Raw genomic sequence first — 16,206 nt, 5'->3', positions numbered from 1 at the left:
AGTTCGTAATACATTTCGCATATTTTTCATAGAGTTTCTCCTTTTTTTGTATGTAAAAGCAAGTTACTTTATCTTACGCTGCTTCCATATCACTTCAACTATCGGATAAAGATAAACTGGCAATGCAATTATCATCAGCCACGTACTGCCGTGATTTATCCACCGCATTCCAATCATACTGAATTCCACTGCTATGGAAGATAAAAGCAGTACACCTAGATTCTTTAGCTTGTTCACCGTTTTACGGCTTAGCAGATAGAATGCGGCTGCATTTTTCTCGTTTAGGCGTTCGGGTTGATTGTGCAGGCGCGGATTCTTTTCTAACAAATGGAGAAGGAGGAAGTTGATCACACTAAGTGCGGGCAATAGCAGCAAACTTTCTTTTGCGGCCCAATCATCGACTTTACCGGTTATGCCCATGTGAAGCGGCGTTTGCTCAGGTAGGTGCGGCCAGATAATAATTAAGAAGAGGACAGTAGTTAACCAGCTGCTGATTCCAATAATATCCCAGACTTTTTCGCTCTGAGTTTTCGGCAGGTGAAGCTGTTTTTGCATTATTTTATCACCTCTTTGTTTACCTACGGACCAATTGGGGAATAAGTTTCGTCTAGATAATTTTAAATCGATGGTTGTCAGTATCGTAAGAATATGTTACATTAATTGAGCAGGATTAACGGGCTTCAATATGATTGACAGTTAACATCAGCTATGATAAGATTGTAAAAGTGAAATAAATAATGATCTGAGACAAGCAGAAGTACCCACTTCTCACCTGATTGACGCCGCTTGGCAGTTGGCAGGTTTGATAAACAGTGTTTTAGGACAAGTGTGGGTGCCGTATGCGTACCGGCATTTTTTTTATGCTTTTTTTACAACCATGTGTAACTGATTAGCGGCGGATATCTTGTCCCCGATCATAAGTTTCCCAAAATATCCTGGAGGTGGATGATTATTAGCAAAGAAATGAACGTCAATGAGAAAATTCGTGCACGTGAGGTGCGACTCATTGATTCCAACGGTGACCAGCTTGGCGTTAAATCCCGTCAGGAAGCATTAGAAATCGCTCAGACGAGAAATCTTGATTTGGTGCTTGTGGCTGCAAATGCAAAACCACCAGTTTGCCGGATTATGGACTATGGTAAATACCGCTTCGAAATGCAGAAGAAAGAAAAAGAAGCGCGTAAGAACCAGAAAGTAATCAACGTAAAAGAAGTACGCTTGAGCCCCGGTATCGAGGATCACGACTTCAATACGAAGCTTCGCAACGCGCGTAAGTTTCTTGAAAAAGGCGATAAAGTAAAGGCTTCTGTTCGTTTCCGCGGACGTGCCATTACGCATAAAGAATTAGGCCAAGAAGTTCTCGAAAAGCTTGCTGGAGAGTGCAAAGATGTTGCAACGGTTGAAATGAGACCGAAAATGGAAGGCCGCAGCATGTTCCTAATGCTTGCTCCTATAGCTGAGAAACAGTAAGCCGAAGGATATAAGGAGGAAATACGATGCCAAAAATGAAAACCCACAAAGGGTCTGCTAAACGTTTCAAAAAAACAGGTTCTGGAAAAGTAAGCCGTCATCACGGTTATACTAGCCACTTGGCTGCTAACAAGTCTACGAAACAGAAACGCAAGCTTCGTAAAGATGCACTAGTTTCTGCTGGCGACCTTAAACGAATCAAACAAATGCTACCAAAATAATAAAAACTGAAAGTTAAGCTTTCGTCCTATAGGAGGGAATACAATGCCACGTGTAAAAGGTGGAACAGTAACGCGTCAGCGTCGTAAACGCGTTCTTAAGTTAGCAAAAGGTTACTACGGTGCGAAACATGCACTATTCAAAACAGCAAAACAACAGGTTATCAAATCAGGTCAGTACGCTTATCGTGACCGCAGACAGAAAAAACGTGATTTCCGTAAACTTTGGATCGCACGTATCAACGCTGCTGCACGTATGAACGAACTTACTTACAGCCGTTTGATGCACGGTCTTAAGCTTGCTGGTATCGAAGTTAACCGTAAAATGCTTTCTGAGCTTGCAATCTCTGATGAGAAAGCATTCGCTCAGCTTGCTGCAAAAGCTAAAGACGCTTTGAAATAAGCTAGAAAAGCCGCTATCACTTGATAGCGGCTTTTTGTATAAAAAGGGGAGAAAAATGTGTGGCTGTTTCTAGGTTTGTATCTAATCATTGTAAACCTGCTGCTGTTTAGCTGGATGGCGATTGATAAGCGAAGAGCCCGCGCGCATGCGTGGCGTATCAGTGAGAAGCGGCTGTGGATAACTGCTGTTATTGGCGGAGCTGCAGGCGGCTGGATGGCGATGCAGATTTTTCGGCATAAAACGAAGCATACAGCCTTTGTTTTTGGCTTTCCTTGTCTTATCGTCATGCATGTCCTACTTATTCTGTATCTTCTCTGAGAAAAGTATTGTGTGCTTGTCATAAAGGCTCGTCTCCTGTCATATATATTAGGGACATCTGAGAGGAGTGAGCAGCAATGAACCAGGTCGGCATGGAGATGATGACAGTCGTCGCAACAGGTGGGTTGTTTGCACCGCTTTTGTTCATCCTCGTGCATCTGCTTCGGCCCGCCTTATTTCTGCCTGTTGTATTTCTTTGTATTTCAGGCGGTATCTTATTTGGTGCGGTAGCTGGAACGGTTCTTTCCATCATCGGTATCACCGCTTCAAGTTTGTTATTTTATTTTATTTCTCTGCGTTTTCCGAAGTCAGCGAAACGAATCCTTTTTTTAAAACAAAAGCTGATTGGCAAACACTCGAGTTTTACGACGACGCAGGTCGCGCTCATGCGGATGATTCCATTCATTCATTTTCATATGCTGAGTGTGTGTTTGATGGAAACGAATCGGGATTGGAAATCGTACGGAAAAGCATCCTTTATTTCCAGTATACCGCTGGCAGCGCTGTATTCCTTTGCGGGAACTTGGCTGCGCTACTTGCCGCCAGCAGCAATAGGAGGCGTCATGCTCGTTTTGCTTGTGTTTATCTACTTAATGCGAAAAAAAGAGTTCACCTACAAATGGGAAGAATTCTTCAAAGAAAGTGCATAGAGCACGAAGCTTCAAGCTTCTGTGCTCTCTTTAGATTTCTGTCAGGACAAGCTCATTTATCGGATGGCGCCATTCAATGGAGGTGTAGGGGAAGTGCTGGAGGATGCATTCTTCCATCCGATACAAATCATTCCGAGAAAAACCAGTTAACCGGGTCGGCTGTGCAGCAGTCATGACCACCTTTGTTACTTCAATGCTGTCTTCTTTTGGCTGGATATGTTTTTCGCCAATCATACGGTATCCTCGGTAACTTAATGTAAAATACTGATCAAGCTGCTGGTCGTGAAATTCGACATCATCCGTTTCTGCGTTAGAAAGATCTTTGGCAGCATAATTCTTTGCTTTCATCACAGTATAAAACAAAAGAAGCGCCGCACCTGCCAAAAGCAGGAGAAAAAAGATTTTCATCAGCGAGCAGGCCCCCTTTACATTTTGTATAGATACGATTACGCTTAAGAAGAAGTTTCATCTTTACTACTATACCCTCGTTACATAGCAAAAACGCAAGAAGGAGTCTTATACATGGATTACGAATATCTATTCAGGAAGCAGCGGGAGCTGGATTCCTATATTGAAGAGAACCTAGAGTCAGCAAATCGGGAAGATCTTTTCCGGAAAAAAGTACTTGCATTGCAAGTAGAAATTGGCGAATTGGCCAATGAAACGCGCTGCTTCAAATTTTGGAGCCGTAAAGGGCCAAGTGAGCAAGCTGTTATTTTGGAGGAATATGTAGATGGCCTGCATTTTATTTTGTCTGTAGGATTGGATAAAGGCTTGACGTATGCATCAGCACCGCTTCCTAATCAGGAGTGGGATCAAACAGATGCATTTCTGGAGCTTTACCGTACCATCCATGCGTTTTATGCCGCACCAAATCAAGACAATTACAACACATTGTTCCGCAGCTTCTTGCTGTTAGGTCAGCTGCTAGGCTTTGATGAACAAGCGATATTGAAGGCATATCAGCAAAAAAATGAAGTGAATCATATGAGACAGGACGAAGGCTATTAAACAGGGAGGCACATAGATGAATGACAAACTGAAGATGTTGAAAGACTTAACTGACGCACCTGGTGTATCTGGAGACGAAGCTGCAATTCGAAATGTAATGCGAGATTATATATCACCATATGCACAAGAAGTGTCTACCGATAACTTGGGCAGTTTAATTGCGAAGCAAAAAGGCTCCAAACCAGACGGTCCGAAAGTAATGGTCGCTGGCCATCTGGATGAGATTGGATTTATGGTGACACGCATCGATGCGAACGGCTATCTATTTTTCCAAACACTTGGCGGCTGGTGGAGCCAAGTAATGCTGGCACAGCGTGTTACCGTTCATACACGTAAAGGAGAGCTTGTCGGAATTATCGGCTCCAAGCCGCCGCATCTGTTGTCTCTCGAAAAACGGAAGAAACCAGCTGTCATAGAAGAAATGTTCATTGATATTGGTGCCAGCAGCAGGGAAGAAGCAGAGGAATTTGGTGTTCGTCCGGGAGATTCGGTCGTGCCGTATTTTGAATTCACAAAGATGAAGAATGAAAAGCTGCTGTTAGCGAAAGCTTGGGACAACCGGATTGGCTGTGCTGTTGCCATTGATGTATTGAAAAACTTACATCATACAGACAAAGAAGCAACAGTCTATGGCGTTGGAACTGTGCAAGAAGAAGTCAGAAGACGCGGGGCTACTACTTCTGCTAATAAGATTGGGCCGGATATCGCTTTTGCGGTTGATACAGGGATTGCTGGCGATACACCAGGTATTAGCGACAGAGAAGCGAATGGCAAGCTTGGCGGTGGTCCGCAAATCGTCTTATACGATGCTGCGCATATTTCTCATAAAGGCTTGCGTGATTTGGTTATTCAGACGGCACAGGAGCTTAAAATTCCTTATCAATACGATACAATCAAAGGCGGCGCAACGGATGCAGGCAGCATTCATTTGACCGGTGAAGGTGTTCCAGCTCTAACGATTGGTATTCCGACTCGTTATATTCATACACATGCTGCGATGCTGCATGAAGATGATTATGACAACACTGTTAAATTGCTTACCGCAGTTATCGAGAAGCTTGACAAAGAAACAGTTGAGAAGATTACCTATGGCTAATAAAAAACCAGCTTCCCCGAGGAAGCTGGTTTTTTATGCGAGATAACTGCCCATTACTTTACGGACATAATTCGTTGTTTCGTTGAACGGCGGTATGCCGTTATATTTATCCACATTACCTGGCCCGGCATTATAAGCCGCCAGTGCTAAGCTTGTATTGCCATTATAACGGTCAAGCATCTGGCTGAGGTATTTTGTACCTGCCATGACGTTCTGCTCTGGATCAAAGCTGTTCGTAACGCCAAGTCCTGCTGCTGTAGCCGGCATAAGCTGCATCAAGCCTTGCGCTCCCACACCGCTCTCCGCTCTCGGATTGAAGTTTGACTCCATTTTGATAACAGAACGGATAAGCTTTTCATCCACGCCGTACCGGGAAGCTGCGCTGGAGATAATACTATCAATCGCACTATTCCCTGAACTGGCTGGTGCGCTTTCCATGATGGACTGCACAGCCGTGACGTTCTGTACTGGTGACGGGGTGCTGGTAGTTACATAAGGGTTCAAACGAACTGGCATGTTTGCTTGCATAGACTGCATCAGCACATCGCTGAATGACTGGCTCGGACTAGACAATTGGGAAAGTCCTGTCTGCTGCTGGTAAGATGCGCGGATAAGAGGACTAAGTGTCGAAAGCAGATAAGATGTATCCAAAAAACATATCTCCTGTCACATATTGTTAGTCCAATTGTAGCTCAAAAGAACCAGGCGGACAAGACTTTCTTTCGTCCCATAATCAGCTTTGCGTCGCTTGTACGCCTTTTGCTAGTGCATCAACCATTTCGGCTTTTTCGTTATCATCAGCATGCTGCCAAATTAATTCAAACAGTACGCCAAGACCAGGCAGCAATACTTCTCTGCCGCCAATGGAATCTGTGATAGTCGCTTCCAGCTGTTCTTCATTATTGTTTTTGATATTGGCCAAAATAGCGCGTCGGATGTCCAAATCCATACATGAACACCTCCTTATCTTTTTTATAGTTTGACCGGGCTTTGTAAAACTATGTATGATAGAGGATATGTCGAGAAAGGGAAGTGAACGTGCGTTGATTACATCAACACAAAATGCCCAAGTAAAACAGTGGCAAAAATTAAAACGAAAAAAAGAACGGACAAAGACGAACACCTTTCTTGTGGAAGGTTTCCATTTAGTTGAAGAAGCAATTACAGCTGGCTGGACGATTGAACAGCTTATCCTTCGAGAGGAGACGGAACTGCCAGAATGGGCATCTCATTTAGAAGCAGAAACAGTCAGTGAGCATGTGTTCAAGTCAATTACAGATACAGAGACGCCTCAAGGCATCGCTGCTGTCGTGCAGATGCAGGATAAAAAGCTGAAACGCCATAATCGAATTCTCTTATTGGATGCCGTCCAAGATCCAGGCAATTTAGGGACAATCATTCGAACAGCTGATGCTGCTGGCTATGATGCAATATACGTTGGCGAAGGATCTGTTGATCGCTACAACGACAAAGTGATTCGTGCAACACAAGGATCTATTTTCCACTTGCCAGTATTAACCGCGGACTTGGAATTATTGCTTCCTGAGCTGCAGGATAGTGGCTATACCGTCTGGGCAGCTGCACTAGAGGGAGCAGTGGATTACCGAGCAGTAACGGCTCCGGAGAAAACAGCATTGCTAGTCGGAAATGAAGGCGCAGGAATCGACAAGCGGCTAATCGCCCAAAGCGATATGGCTGTCAAAATCCCGATTTTCGGCAAAGCCGAATCACTCAATGTTAGTATTGCAACTGGAATCCTGCTTTATCACACAGTAAACAAATAAAAGCAGGTTGCAAGTTGCGCCGGGATTTTCTATAATAAAACAAGATTCATATTGAGATGCGTGGAAAGAGTCAGTAATCCCTTGCGAATCGCAGCACCAGGAAGGCATGCCTTAGACTGAGAGCATGCTGGCTGCGGCAGCGGATGAACCTTCACTCTGGAGCAGGCGCCGGGACCTTGTCTATTTTTGACAAGTAAAGGCGTATCCGGATGCAAGATCCGTTATCAAGCTTCAAGTTGGGTGTACAAGTGTATACCAACAAGGGTGGTACCGCGAATGAAAGCTCGTCCCTTTTCGGAGGGAGGGGCTTTTTTTATGCTCAAAATCATAGGAGGCAAAAGCATGAGAGAAAAACTCGAAGCACTACAAGCAGAAGCCATCGAGAAAGTACAGCAAGCTGATAACCTGCAAGCTTTGCAGGACGTGCGTGTTGCTTACTTAGGTAAAAAAGGACCAATCACAGAAGTACTGCGCGGAATGGGGAAACTGTCTCCAGAAGAACGCCCGGTAATCGGCGAATTGGCAAACAAAGTTCGCGAAGCCATTGCAACAGCATTGGATAATAAAAAGAACTTGCTCGAAGAAGCAGCATTAAATGAACAGCTGCAAAAAGAAGCGATTGACGTGACGCTGCCTGGACGTCCAGTTAAAACAGGCGGCCCGCACTTGCTTACGAGCATCATTGAAGAAGTAGAGGATCTGTTCCTTGGAATGGGCTTTGAAATTAAAGAAGGACCAGAAGTAGAAACGGACTATTTCAACTTTGAAGCATTGAACTTGCCGCAAGATCACCCAGCACGTGATATGCAAGATACATTTTATATTACAGATCATCTGCTTTTACGTACACAAACATCACCAGTGCAGGCGCGTACTATGCGGGAATACAATGGCGACAAGGCAATTAAGATGATCTGCCCAGGTATTGTATACCGCCGTGATAGTGATGATGCGACACATTCTCATCAATTCACTCAAATTGAAGGACTGCTAATTGATAAGAATGTTCGCATGAGCGATTTGAAGGGCGTACTGCTTGAATTCTCTCGTAAATTGTTTGGTGCTGACCGTGAAATCCGCTTGCGTCCAAGTTTCTTCCCATTTACAGAGCCATCTGTAGAGGTTGATGTGACGTGTAAAGTTTGTGACGGTAAAGGCTGTAATGTCTGCAAGCACACTGGCTGGATTGAAATCCTTGGTGCCGGCATGGTACATTCCAATGTTCTTCGGATGAGCGGTTATGATCCAGAAGAATACTCTGGTTTCGCATTCGGTATGGGTGTCGAGCGTATCGCAATGCTTAAATACGGCGTTGACGATATCCGTCACTTCTATACGAATGATGTACGATTCCTATCGCAATACCATAAGGCATAACGGGAGGTTAGATAACGATGTTTGTATCTTTAAATTGGCTGAAACAATATGTAAATATAGATAACATTACACCGGAGGAGCTAGCAGAAAGAATTACGCGCTCCGGTATTGAAGTAGAAGGCATTGAGCGCGTTGCTCCAGAAAGCACGAACGTAGTAGTCGGCTATGTGGAAAGCTGCGAACAACATCCAAATGCAGACAAATTAAATCTTTGTCAAATCAATGTTGGTTCAGAAACTTACCAAATCATTTGTGGTGCACCGAATATTGCACAAGGGCAGAAAATCGCAGCCGCACTTCCGGGTGCACGTCTTCCTGGCGGCATGAAGATCAAAAAAGCAAAACTGCGCGGCGTCGAATCGCACGGAATGGTTTGCTCGCTTCAAGAACTAGGAATTGATGAGAAATTTGTACCAAAAGAATTCGCAGAAGGCATTTTTGTTTTCCCTGAAGATGCGGAAGTTGGAACTCCTGTTGCAGAACTGCTTAACTTAGATGATGTGATTCTGGAGCTTGGTTTGACACCTAACCGTGCTGATGCGATGAGCATGTTTGGTGTTGCTTACGAAGTAGCGGCAATCCTGAATAAGGAAGTTAACTTGCCGGAGGAAGCGTATGCGACAAGCGACAGCAAGGCAGCAGATTTTGTACAAGTGAAAGTAGAAGATGCTGAGCTTAATCCTTATTATGGCGCTTATGTAATTGAAAACGTAAAGATTGCACCATCTCCGCTTTGGATGCGCAATTACTTAATGGCAGCAGGCATTCGCCCGATCAATAACGTTGTCGACATTACAAACTATGTGCTGCTTGTTTACGGACAGCCGCTGCATGCTTTTGATTATGACAAAGTGGCAACAAAAGAAATTGTTGTCCGAACTGCGAACGAAGGCGAAACAATGCAAACTCTGGATGATCAAAAACGCACACTAAAAGGTGATGAGCTAGTTATCACAAACGGCAAGGAGCCGATTGCGCTTGCAGGTGTGATGGGCGGCGCTAACTCTGAAGTTTCTAATCAAACGACAACTGTATTGCTGGAAGCAGCTTACTTTGATTCCCGTGCAATCCGCCGCTCCAGCAAGCATCATAACTTACGCAGTGAAGCGAGCTCGCGCTACGAAAAAGGCATTGATCCAAATCGTGTCAAAAAAGCAGGCGCTTATGCTGCTCGCTTACTAGCAGAATACGCTGGCGGAACGGTTGCCGAAGGTGTTGTTGAATTCGACGAATTAGATCGCCAAGAGAAAAAAGTCGAGCTAGATACGACAAGCGTAAACGCACGTTTAGGTACTACAATCTCTGATGATGAAATCGCATCGATTTTGACTAGATTGCAGTTCCGTTTTGAACAAGATAAGAGCCAATTCACGGTTTTTATCCCAACAAGACGCGGCGACATCAGCTTGTTTGAAGACATGCTCGAGGAAATTGCTCGTATCTACGGATATGATAATATTCCTTACACGCTGCCAGAAGGAGAAGCGTTTGCTGGTAAACTGACTACAAAGCAATATTTAAAACGTCAGCTAAAACAGTATTTGCAAGGTGCTGGCTTGATGGAAACAATCACTTACTCGCTAACGAGCAAAGCACGCACAGAAATGCTTGTCAGCCCAGAAGTAAAAGAGAAAAGCGTACACGCTGTTGCATTAAAAATGCCGATGAGTGAAGATCACAGTCACCTGCGCATTAGCTTGCTTCCAGAACTTGTTGACACACTGTCTTATAATGTGGCACGTAAACAAGATAACTTAGGCTACTTTGAATTTGGTCGTGTTTTCCTTTCAGAAGAAGAGCAAACGACAGAGCAGCCTAAAGAAACGGCCCGTCTTGCAGGTGCAATTACTGGTACGTGGATGGAGCAGCCATGGCAGCAAGAGAAGAAGCCAGTTGATTTCTATGTTGTAAAAGGAATAGTTGAAGGCATCTTCGCACAGCTTGACCTTGAACCTGTTTTCCAGCAGGCACAAGTAGAGGGCTATCATCCTGGACGTACAGCAACGGTTTCCCATAACGGCCGCACAGTTGGTGTGGTAGGACAATTGCACCCAACCGTACAAAAAGCGTACGATTTGAAAGAAACATATGTATTCGATTTAGACGTGGCTTATTTGATGGATCAGTATAAAGAAGAACCAAGCTTCCGCACAGTACCGCGTCACCCGTCTGTCACGCGTGATATCGCGCTTGTTGTTGATGAAACAGCACATGCTGGCGACATTCAGCGGACGATCAAAGAAGCAGGTGGTGAGCTAGTGCAGCAAGTGCAAATCTTTGATGTATACCAAGGCGAGCACATGGAAGCTGGCAAGAAGTCCATTGCTTATACTGTGCTGTACCAAGACCCAACACGCACACTAACAGATGAAGAAGTAGAAGCATCTTATAACAGCATTAAGGAAGCTGTGAAAGCAGCGCATGGTGCGGAATTGAGAAGTTAATATAAAACATACTAAGATTAGTGGGTAAGGTCATCGACGGATGACTTTGCCCACTATTTTTCTTTTTAGGAGTATAGTGAGAGGTGAAAGAAAGCTCGATCAGCCTCTGGGATCTTGAATCCGAATTTAAAACCGAGCTTCTTCACTTTCATTTCTGAATCAGATTTAAGTATGTTGGGGCCAATGGAGCTCGTGTATAGGAAATTGGAATCGAAATGAAAAAGTGAAGACCTTTCAAAACACGTGAGAGGAGATATAAATTGGAGTATGTAATTGCTTTAGATGTATCAATGGGGAAAAGCTATAAAGTCATTTATCAGGGTGAAATCTGTTTAGCTGAAGGGGAACTAAGACACACGCAGACAGGCTTTAACACCTTACTTGAGGAAATCCGGAATCTCCCTGGTGACCCGGTTCTTGTGTTTGAATCCACCGGCATTTATTCGAAACCAGTGGAAACCTTCTGTCAAAAGAATCAGTTACGTTATTGTCTGTTGAATCCCCTTGCGGCTAAAAAACAGCTCGAAATGGCTACTCTCCGAAGCTGGAAAACAGACAAAAATGATGCGCATAAATTAGCGCAAGCTCACCACCTGCACTCCAGGGAAGAAAAAGTTCAACAGCCCGACCTTTATCATCGACTCCGTGATTTTGCGCGTTTCTATCAAGAAATAGAGGGTGAGATAAAGCGTATGCGTATGTATCTGCACCATGCCCTTCAATTAAGTTTTCCGGAGCTGGAACAATTCTTCTCAAGCAGGATTACACCTTATGCCTTAACACTTATCAGTTTGTTCCCTCATCCTGTGCTTGTTTTGAAATCGAGCCAGACCAAGATAAAAAATCTATTGATTAGAAGTACCACTAAGAAAATTTCCGAAAATCGTGCAAAACAAAAGGCTGTTCAAATAATAGATTATGCCAAAGAATCCTATCCTGCAGTATCTCCAGATAGTATTCAAACCCAAAAAGTGCAGTACTATGCGCTCCAGCTACTTCAACTATTAGAGGAAAAAGAGAAAATTTCTAATCAAATGATTGATGGTTCAAAAAAACTGCCTGAGTTCGAGTTACTAACCAGCCTTCCAGGAATTGGAGAAATTAGCGCAGCGCTTTTTATCGGTGAATTTGGTGACTTGTCTCGCTTCCCAGATCATAAGAAAGTCAACGCTTTTGTAGGAATTGATATCCGAAGATATCAATCTGGAAAGTATCATGGCCAAGATCACATTAATAAACGAGGAAACCCTAAGGGAAGAAAAATATTATACTTCATTGTCCGAAACATGATCCGCCAACAAAAAGCAGCTCCCAATCACATTGTCGACTATTATTACAAACTAAAAAAGCAACCTGTACCCAAGAAGGATAAGGTTGCCACCGTAGCTTGCATGAACAAGCTTCTCAAATGTATTTATTCCATGATCAAGAATAATACATTGTACGATTACTCGTACACGGTCTCTATGGACCACTAACTTCATTGTATCACGAATTCTCCCTCGTTTTAAAAATAAATACAACGAGGTTTATTTCCTATACCCAAAAAAGGCTATAACCTATATTAAAAAGCTATGAATAAGTACTTGACTAAACGTAGGAAGATAAGGCTGAGACAAAACTGTTTAAGCTATTTAAAAAATCCAAACAATACTGCAATTACAGCAGCGTTGTTTGGATTTTTTGCATTGGAAATTAAGGTGAGAGCACCGCTTCGGAAATACACTCCGCTTTCCTGTGGGCGGCTGGTGAGTCTCCGTGTATTTCCTACGCTGATTTTTGTTATGAGAAGTCTTCACTCGTGGAGAAGGTAGAAGACGTAGACTCCTCGAAAATTAGTAGCTATTTTCTTGTCGGTGTTTACTGTAAAAGCCATTATTGTCCGACGAAACAGCTAAAGACAGCAGCTGTCAGAGGGCTGCATGAAAAAGTATGGATCTAGTAATCGTTCGCTTTTTAGGATGAATTAATCTTGTTTTGTCTGAGTTTCTTTCTTTTTTAATGCAAGTTTGTGAGGAGGAATTCTCAAATAAAAAGATGAATCTGAGATAAAATCAGGTTCATTTTTTATTGTGTAAAATAAATGAAAGCAACTAAAACCAGCATGATAGGTAAAATAAAATTATCTGCTTTCGACATGCGTTCAACTAATGCGTCATATGCATTATCATTTGCATTATTTTTACTAAGCGCTCTATATTGTTTGTAATAAATCAAAAAAGGGATGAGATTGACTACGAACAATAAAGTCAAGAAAGTGAAAGCCACAAAAGCACTTTTTATCGATTATAGTTTATCCTTGTAAGCTAATAAAAAGGTCGCTTACTACCTCTATTTTAAACTATAGATGTAATTTATGTTATAATTTAACAATTAAATGATGTAATTAATTTATTAGTTGACTAGGGGTGATTGTTTGCAATTTACAATGCGAAATATATTATACCTTGCCTGTTTCGTACTCTTCCTATCATTTACTGTCTATGCAACCATTGTGAGCAATGCGATTGGTTACGGAATGTTAGTCTTTATCGGGTTAAACATTGCAGTATTCTTAATAAGCAAATTCAAATCGAAAAAAGAAACAGAGCAGTAATTATGGTTAGAAGGATCAGCACCTTGGTGTTGGTTCTTTCTTAATAAAAAGGAGAGCGGAAATGATCAAAAAACCAGAACTAAAACACGCAGAAGCAATAGCAGCCATCTGTTCCAAAGGGTGGCGGCAAACGGTTGCTGGGCAGCTTAGTGAGCAGTTTCAGCGGCAAAATGTCGAATATTGGTATAACCTTGATCGAGTAAAAGAAGAAATCCAATCCGGAGGTTATCATTCTGTGGCAATGCAAGCTGGACAAGTGATTGGCGTCATTGGAGGGGCAATGACAGGACAAGCGACTGGGGAAGTGTTTGTGTTGTATGTCGATGAATCGGCGCGTTATAAGGGTGCTGGAAAGCTGCTGCTGGAGGCATTGACAAAGGATCAAAAGCAGCAAGGTGCTTCAGAACAATGGGTATCCGTACAAGCAGGCAATATGTTAGGCATTCCTTTTTATGAAGCAAGAGGCTTCCATCTGCGGGGCAAGAAAGTCAATCTGACGGAAACAGGCGAATCACAAGTGTCGCTGCGGTATTATCGGGAAATAGACTAATGTACGTTAAAAGCGGAGATTACTGTCTATACTGGTACTAAGTGAGGGGATGAATGTGGCAAAACAGCATATTGGCAGATGCGAGCTGTGCGGCCGAGATGAGGTTACGTTAACAGAACATCATCTTATACCAAAGGAAATGGGCGGTACATTTCTAAATACAGCGATGATTTGCATTCCGTGTCACAAACAAATCCATGCATTGTATACCAATGAGGAGCTGGCAGGACGGCTTGGTACGATCGAAGCGCTGCGGTCAGATGAAAAATTGTCCAAGTATATAAAATGGATCCGCAAGCAGCCTGCTGGCAGGCTCGTGCGGACCAGGAAATCAAATAGTCGGCGAAAATATGGACGTTAGACGTACTTTTCGGCTTTGGCGCTATTTGCAAAATGCATTTTCGTGAATACAGGAAGCGCTTGGCGTCCTTTGCTTCGGATAAGTCGGCCAGCTGCTTGATCAACAGCTGCACTGGCGCCTTTCGGAATCGTAAAACCTGCCTGCTTGGAAAGCTTGTCCATCTCTTTTAAGAAGCTCGCTCGGGAGATAATCGAAGCTGCTGCTACTGCAAGAGAATAGCTTTCCGCTTTCGTCATAAAGCTCACGTCTGGCTGCAGCTTTTCTCCTTCAGAAGCAAGATGCTTTATATAAGTGGACGGCAGCTGAAACTGGTCAATCAGAATGCCCTCTGGCTTAATCGGGGCAATCTTCGCAACTAGCTTTTGGATGGCATGATGGTGCATCATCGTTTTCATCTTGCCTTGCGACCAGCCGCGCTGCTGCAGCTGATTGTATTTTTCATTGCGCATCACTAAGAGAGAGTAAGGCATCTCTGCGTGCATAAGATCCTTTGCAATACGCTGGATTGCATCATCCTTTAACAGTTTAGAATCTTTTACACCCAGCTCTTTCAGCAGTGCAACTTGGCTTTTATCTACATACGCACTCGCAACAGTGATTGGGCCAAAGAAATCACCTGTACCTGCTTCATCTGAGCCGATGTGAGAGGCGGTAAATAAAGAAGGATCTGGCGCATACTTATGATCATTCACACTTGGTTTTGAGGAGCTGGTGCTTTTAGAAGCTGCTGGAGCAGTTCCCCATTTATCTGCCTCTGTTTCCGGAGCTTTGCCTTGGAACAGCACTTTGCCGGATTTATAGGCAGTGATACTGCAGCTAGGTGTTTTGGCGGCAAATACAGCTCCGGGTGGTGCTGCTTTTGCTGTTTGGCTGTAGGTTGTTTTCATTTCCTGGATTTTGTCCATTGTTACTTGCAATACGATTTGTCCCACGTTCATCTCTCCAATCTGACACCCAGTATAGCATGCCGATAAAGCTATATTGAATTGTTTCCTAAAATGGCACCTTCATGTTACTATAAGGTTTAGTATTATAAGAGAAGTGAGGGGGGATAACGTGTCCCAGTCAGATAAAACACGTGTTACGGTAGAAATACATAACCGATCCTATACAATTGTAGGCCAAGAGCCAGCCCATCGCATGCGCATGGTGGCGAGCCTAGTCGACCAGAAGATGTCGGAGATCTCTGCTGCGAATCCGAATCTTGATACAGCGAAATTAGCCGTACTAACGGCTGTAAATACGACAAATGATTATTTGAAACTAAAAGAAGACTATGCACAATTGCTAGGTTCTATTACAAGGAAAGAGGCAAGCAAGGACAATGATTGATTTACTCATTATCGCGTTGCTTCTGTTTGGCGTTCTCGTCGGCCTGAAGCGAGGCTTCATTATGCAGCTGTTCCATTTGGCAAGCTTTATTGTGTCATTTATAGTTGCTGCTATTTATTATGATCAACTGGCTCCGAAATTGGAATTATGGATTCCGTATCCGGATGTGTCATCAGACAGTACATGGTCTGATATATTTGGAGCTGTGCCCTTAGATCAAGTGTTTTATAACGCCATTGCGTTTGCGATTCTCTTTTTCGCAACAAAAATTGTTTTACACATTATCGGTTCGATGCTTGATTTTATCGCCGATTTGCCGATCTTACGTTCTGTCAACAAACTTCTTGGCGGCGCGCTCGGCTTCATCGAGATATATTTAATTGTATTCGTCATTCTATATCTCTCCGTATTGCTGCCGATTACACCAATTCAGGAAGCACTGGATAAGTCGATACTCGCAGCTTGGATAGTAGAGCATACACCATATATATCTGGTGAAATTAAAGATTTATGGCTGAATCATGTTGCAAATAAATTACCCAGCGAAATGATGGGATGGAATAACTAACCCTTGCGGCATCGTGCGCAAGGGTTTT

The 16,206-nt window shown here is 43.3% G+C and carries 21 protein-coding genes and 1 other annotated feature; of the genes, 16 read left to right on the top strand and 5 right to left on the bottom strand.

The genetic code is table 11. The annotated features are described in order from the left end of the window. Positions 1-63: 63 nt before the first annotated feature. Complete coding sequence (locus KS242_RS11640; protein WP_217321489.1) at positions 64-555, bottom strand: DUF1648 domain-containing protein; 492 nt, start codon at positions 553-555, stop codon at positions 64-66. A gap of 188 nt (positions 556-743) precedes the next feature. Continuing rightward, positions 744-865, top strand: a sequence feature (ribosomal protein L20 leader region). A gap of 98 nt (positions 866-963) precedes the next feature. Between KS242_RS11640 and infC the strand changes: the two genes are divergently transcribed. From infC to KS242_RS11615, 5 genes are all read left to right on the top strand, one after another. After that, complete coding sequence (gene infC / locus KS242_RS11635) at positions 964-1,470, top strand: translation initiation factor IF-3 (RefSeq protein ID WP_143588928.1); 507 nt, start codon at positions 964-966, stop codon at positions 1,468-1,470. A gap of 26 nt (positions 1,471-1,496) precedes the next feature. Next, entirely contained in the window at positions 1,497-1,691 is a 195-nt protein-coding gene (rpmI, locus tag KS242_RS11630) for a 50S ribosomal protein L35 (protein WP_077308133.1), read from the top strand. 43 nt (positions 1,692-1,734) lie between these two features. Beyond that, positions 1,735-2,091: a 50S ribosomal protein L20 gene (rplT, locus tag KS242_RS11625; RefSeq protein WP_077308135.1), complete on the top strand. Its 357-nt coding sequence runs from the start codon at positions 1,735-1,737 to the stop codon at positions 2,089-2,091. 57 nt (positions 2,092-2,148) lie between these two features. Continuing rightward, a complete protein-coding gene (locus tag KS242_RS11620; protein ID WP_371747542.1) occupies positions 2,149-2,409 on the top strand; it encodes a DUF1294 domain-containing protein in 261 nt (86 codons plus the stop codon). A gap of 77 nt (positions 2,410-2,486) precedes the next feature. Then, a complete protein-coding gene (locus tag KS242_RS11615; protein WP_217321488.1) occupies positions 2,487-3,059 on the top strand; it encodes a TVP38/TMEM64 family protein in 573 nt (190 codons plus the stop codon). Between the two features lie 30 nt (positions 3,060-3,089). Here KS242_RS11615 and KS242_RS11610 read toward each other — a convergent pair whose 3' ends face one another. Then, the gene (locus KS242_RS11610; protein WP_217321487.1) at positions 3,090-3,467 is read right to left on the bottom strand and encodes a hypothetical protein; all 378 of its coding nucleotides are present in this window, start codon (positions 3,465-3,467) and stop codon (positions 3,090-3,092) included. A gap of 114 nt (positions 3,468-3,581) precedes the next feature. On the opposite strand from KS242_RS11610, the gene KS242_RS11605 reads away from it, so the two are divergent. Further along, positions 3,582-4,070: a dUTP diphosphatase gene (locus KS242_RS11605; RefSeq protein WP_217321486.1), complete on the top strand. Its 489-nt coding sequence runs from the start codon at positions 3,582-3,584 to the stop codon at positions 4,068-4,070. Between the two features lie 16 nt (positions 4,071-4,086). Next, positions 4,087-5,166, top strand: a complete 1,080-nt coding sequence (locus KS242_RS11600; RefSeq protein WP_217321485.1) for a M42 family metallopeptidase — start codon at positions 4,087-4,089, stop codon at positions 5,164-5,166. 33 nt (positions 5,167-5,199) lie between these two features. On the opposite strand, the gene KS242_RS11595 is transcribed toward KS242_RS11600, so the two are convergent. Together KS242_RS11595 and sspI are read right to left on the bottom strand one after the other, a co-directional pair. Then, positions 5,200-5,817: a lytic transglycosylase domain-containing protein gene (locus KS242_RS11595; protein WP_254391692.1), complete on the bottom strand. Its 618-nt coding sequence runs from the start codon at positions 5,815-5,817 to the stop codon at positions 5,200-5,202. Positions 5,818-5,899: 82 nt separating this feature from the next. Beyond that, positions 5,900-6,115: a small acid-soluble spore protein SspI gene (gene sspI, locus KS242_RS11590; RefSeq protein WP_217321484.1), complete on the bottom strand. Its 216-nt coding sequence runs from the start codon at positions 6,113-6,115 to the stop codon at positions 5,900-5,902. A gap of 94 nt (positions 6,116-6,209) precedes the next feature. Between sspI and KS242_RS11585 the strand changes: the two genes are divergently transcribed. The 7 genes from KS242_RS11585 (at position 6,210) to KS242_RS11555 (ending at position 14,278) form a co-directional block, all read left to right on the top strand. Continuing rightward, the gene (locus KS242_RS11585; protein ID WP_217321483.1) at positions 6,210-6,950 is read left to right on the top strand and encodes a TrmH family RNA methyltransferase; all 741 of its coding nucleotides are present in this window, start codon (positions 6,210-6,212) and stop codon (positions 6,948-6,950) included. A 342-nt stretch (positions 6,951-7,292) separates the two neighbouring features. Next, entirely contained in the window at positions 7,293-8,327 is a 1,035-nt protein-coding gene (gene pheS, locus KS242_RS11580) for a phenylalanine--tRNA ligase subunit alpha (protein ID WP_097041839.1), read from the top strand. A gap of 17 nt (positions 8,328-8,344) precedes the next feature. After that, entirely contained in the window at positions 8,345-10,771 is a 2,427-nt protein-coding gene (gene pheT / locus KS242_RS11575) for a phenylalanine--tRNA ligase subunit beta (RefSeq protein WP_217321482.1), read from the top strand. A gap of 260 nt (positions 10,772-11,031) precedes the next feature. Beyond that, positions 11,032-12,249, top strand: coding sequence for an IS110 family RNA-guided transposase (locus KS242_RS11570; RefSeq protein ID WP_217321481.1), 1,218 nt, complete (start codon positions 11,032-11,034; stop codon positions 12,247-12,249). Between the two features lie 938 nt (positions 12,250-13,187). Beyond that, positions 13,188-13,367: a hypothetical protein gene (locus KS242_RS11565; protein WP_217321480.1), complete on the top strand. Its 180-nt coding sequence runs from the start codon at positions 13,188-13,190 to the stop codon at positions 13,365-13,367. Positions 13,368-13,428: 61 nt separating this feature from the next. Next, a complete protein-coding gene (locus tag KS242_RS11560; protein ID WP_217321479.1) occupies positions 13,429-13,917 on the top strand; it encodes a GNAT family N-acetyltransferase in 489 nt (162 codons plus the stop codon). 55 nt (positions 13,918-13,972) lie between these two features. Beyond that, complete coding sequence (locus KS242_RS11555; RefSeq protein WP_217321478.1) at positions 13,973-14,278, top strand: HNH endonuclease; 306 nt, start codon at positions 13,973-13,975, stop codon at positions 14,276-14,278. On the opposite strand, the gene rnhC is transcribed toward KS242_RS11555, so the two are convergent. Further along, positions 14,275-15,216 (bottom strand): ribonuclease HIII, encoded by a 942-nt coding sequence (gene rnhC, locus KS242_RS11550; RefSeq protein WP_217321477.1) that lies wholly within the window; start codon positions 15,214-15,216, stop codon positions 14,275-14,277. The two genes, KS242_RS11555 and rnhC, sit on opposite strands and share 4 nt — an antisense overlap. 118 nt (positions 15,217-15,334) lie before the next feature. Between rnhC and zapA the strand changes: the two genes are divergently transcribed. Together zapA and KS242_RS11540 are read left to right on the top strand one after the other, a co-directional pair. Then, a complete protein-coding gene (gene zapA, locus KS242_RS11545) occupies positions 15,335-15,610 on the top strand; it encodes a cell division protein ZapA (RefSeq protein ID WP_077308161.1) in 276 nt (91 codons plus the stop codon). Continuing rightward, positions 15,603-16,178, top strand: coding sequence for a CvpA family protein (locus KS242_RS11540; RefSeq protein WP_217321476.1), 576 nt, complete (start codon positions 15,603-15,605; stop codon positions 16,176-16,178). Before zapA ends, KS242_RS11540 begins: the two co-directional genes overlap by 8 nt. The last annotated feature ends 28 nt before the right edge of the window (positions 16,179-16,206 follow it).

Origin of the sequence: Terribacillus sp. DMT04 (assembly GCF_019056395.1) — a bacterium.
Lineage (GTDB): Bacteria > Bacillota > Bacilli > Bacillales > Amphibacillaceae > Terribacillus > Terribacillus aidingensis_A.
Note: the sequence above shows the minus strand (reverse complement) of the source record. Positions and strands in the feature narration are given on the sequence as shown.

Excerpts from the sequence above, each read along its gene's own strand:
- KS242_RS11640 (WP_217321489.1), bottom strand. The coding sequence starts at position 555 with ATGCAAAAACAGCTTCACCTGCCGAAAACTCAGAGCGAAAAAGTCTGG.
- infC (WP_143588928.1), top strand. The coding sequence starts at position 964 with ATGAACGTCAATGAGAAAATTCGTGCACGTGAGGTGCGACTCATTGAT.
- rpmI (WP_077308133.1), top strand. The coding sequence starts at position 1,497 with ATGCCAAAAATGAAAACCCACAAAGGGTCTGCTAAACGTTTCAAAAAA.
- rplT (WP_077308135.1), top strand. The coding sequence starts at position 1,735 with ATGCCACGTGTAAAAGGTGGAACAGTAACGCGTCAGCGTCGTAAACGC.
- KS242_RS11615 (WP_217321488.1), top strand. The coding sequence starts at position 2,487 with ATGAACCAGGTCGGCATGGAGATGATGACAGTCGTCGCAACAGGTGGG.
- KS242_RS11610 (WP_217321487.1), bottom strand. The coding sequence starts at position 3,467 with ATGAAAATCTTTTTTCTCCTGCTTTTGGCAGGTGCGGCGCTTCTTTTG.
- KS242_RS11605 (WP_217321486.1), top strand. The coding sequence starts at position 3,582 with ATGGATTACGAATATCTATTCAGGAAGCAGCGGGAGCTGGATTCCTAT.
- KS242_RS11600 (WP_217321485.1), top strand. The coding sequence starts at position 4,087 with ATGAATGACAAACTGAAGATGTTGAAAGACTTAACTGACGCACCTGGT.
- sspI (WP_217321484.1), bottom strand. The coding sequence starts at position 6,115 with ATGGATTTGGACATCCGACGCGCTATTTTGGCCAATATCAAAAACAAT.
- pheS (WP_097041839.1), top strand. The coding sequence starts at position 7,293 with ATGAGAGAAAAACTCGAAGCACTACAAGCAGAAGCCATCGAGAAAGTA.
- pheT (WP_217321482.1), top strand. The coding sequence starts at position 8,345 with ATGTTTGTATCTTTAAATTGGCTGAAACAATATGTAAATATAGATAAC.
- KS242_RS11560 (WP_217321479.1), top strand. The coding sequence starts at position 13,429 with ATGATCAAAAAACCAGAACTAAAACACGCAGAAGCAATAGCAGCCATC.
- rnhC (WP_217321477.1), bottom strand. The coding sequence starts at position 15,216 with ATGAACGTGGGACAAATCGTATTGCAAGTAACAATGGACAAAATCCAG.
- KS242_RS11540 (WP_217321476.1), top strand. The coding sequence starts at position 15,603 with ATGATTGATTTACTCATTATCGCGTTGCTTCTGTTTGGCGTTCTCGTC.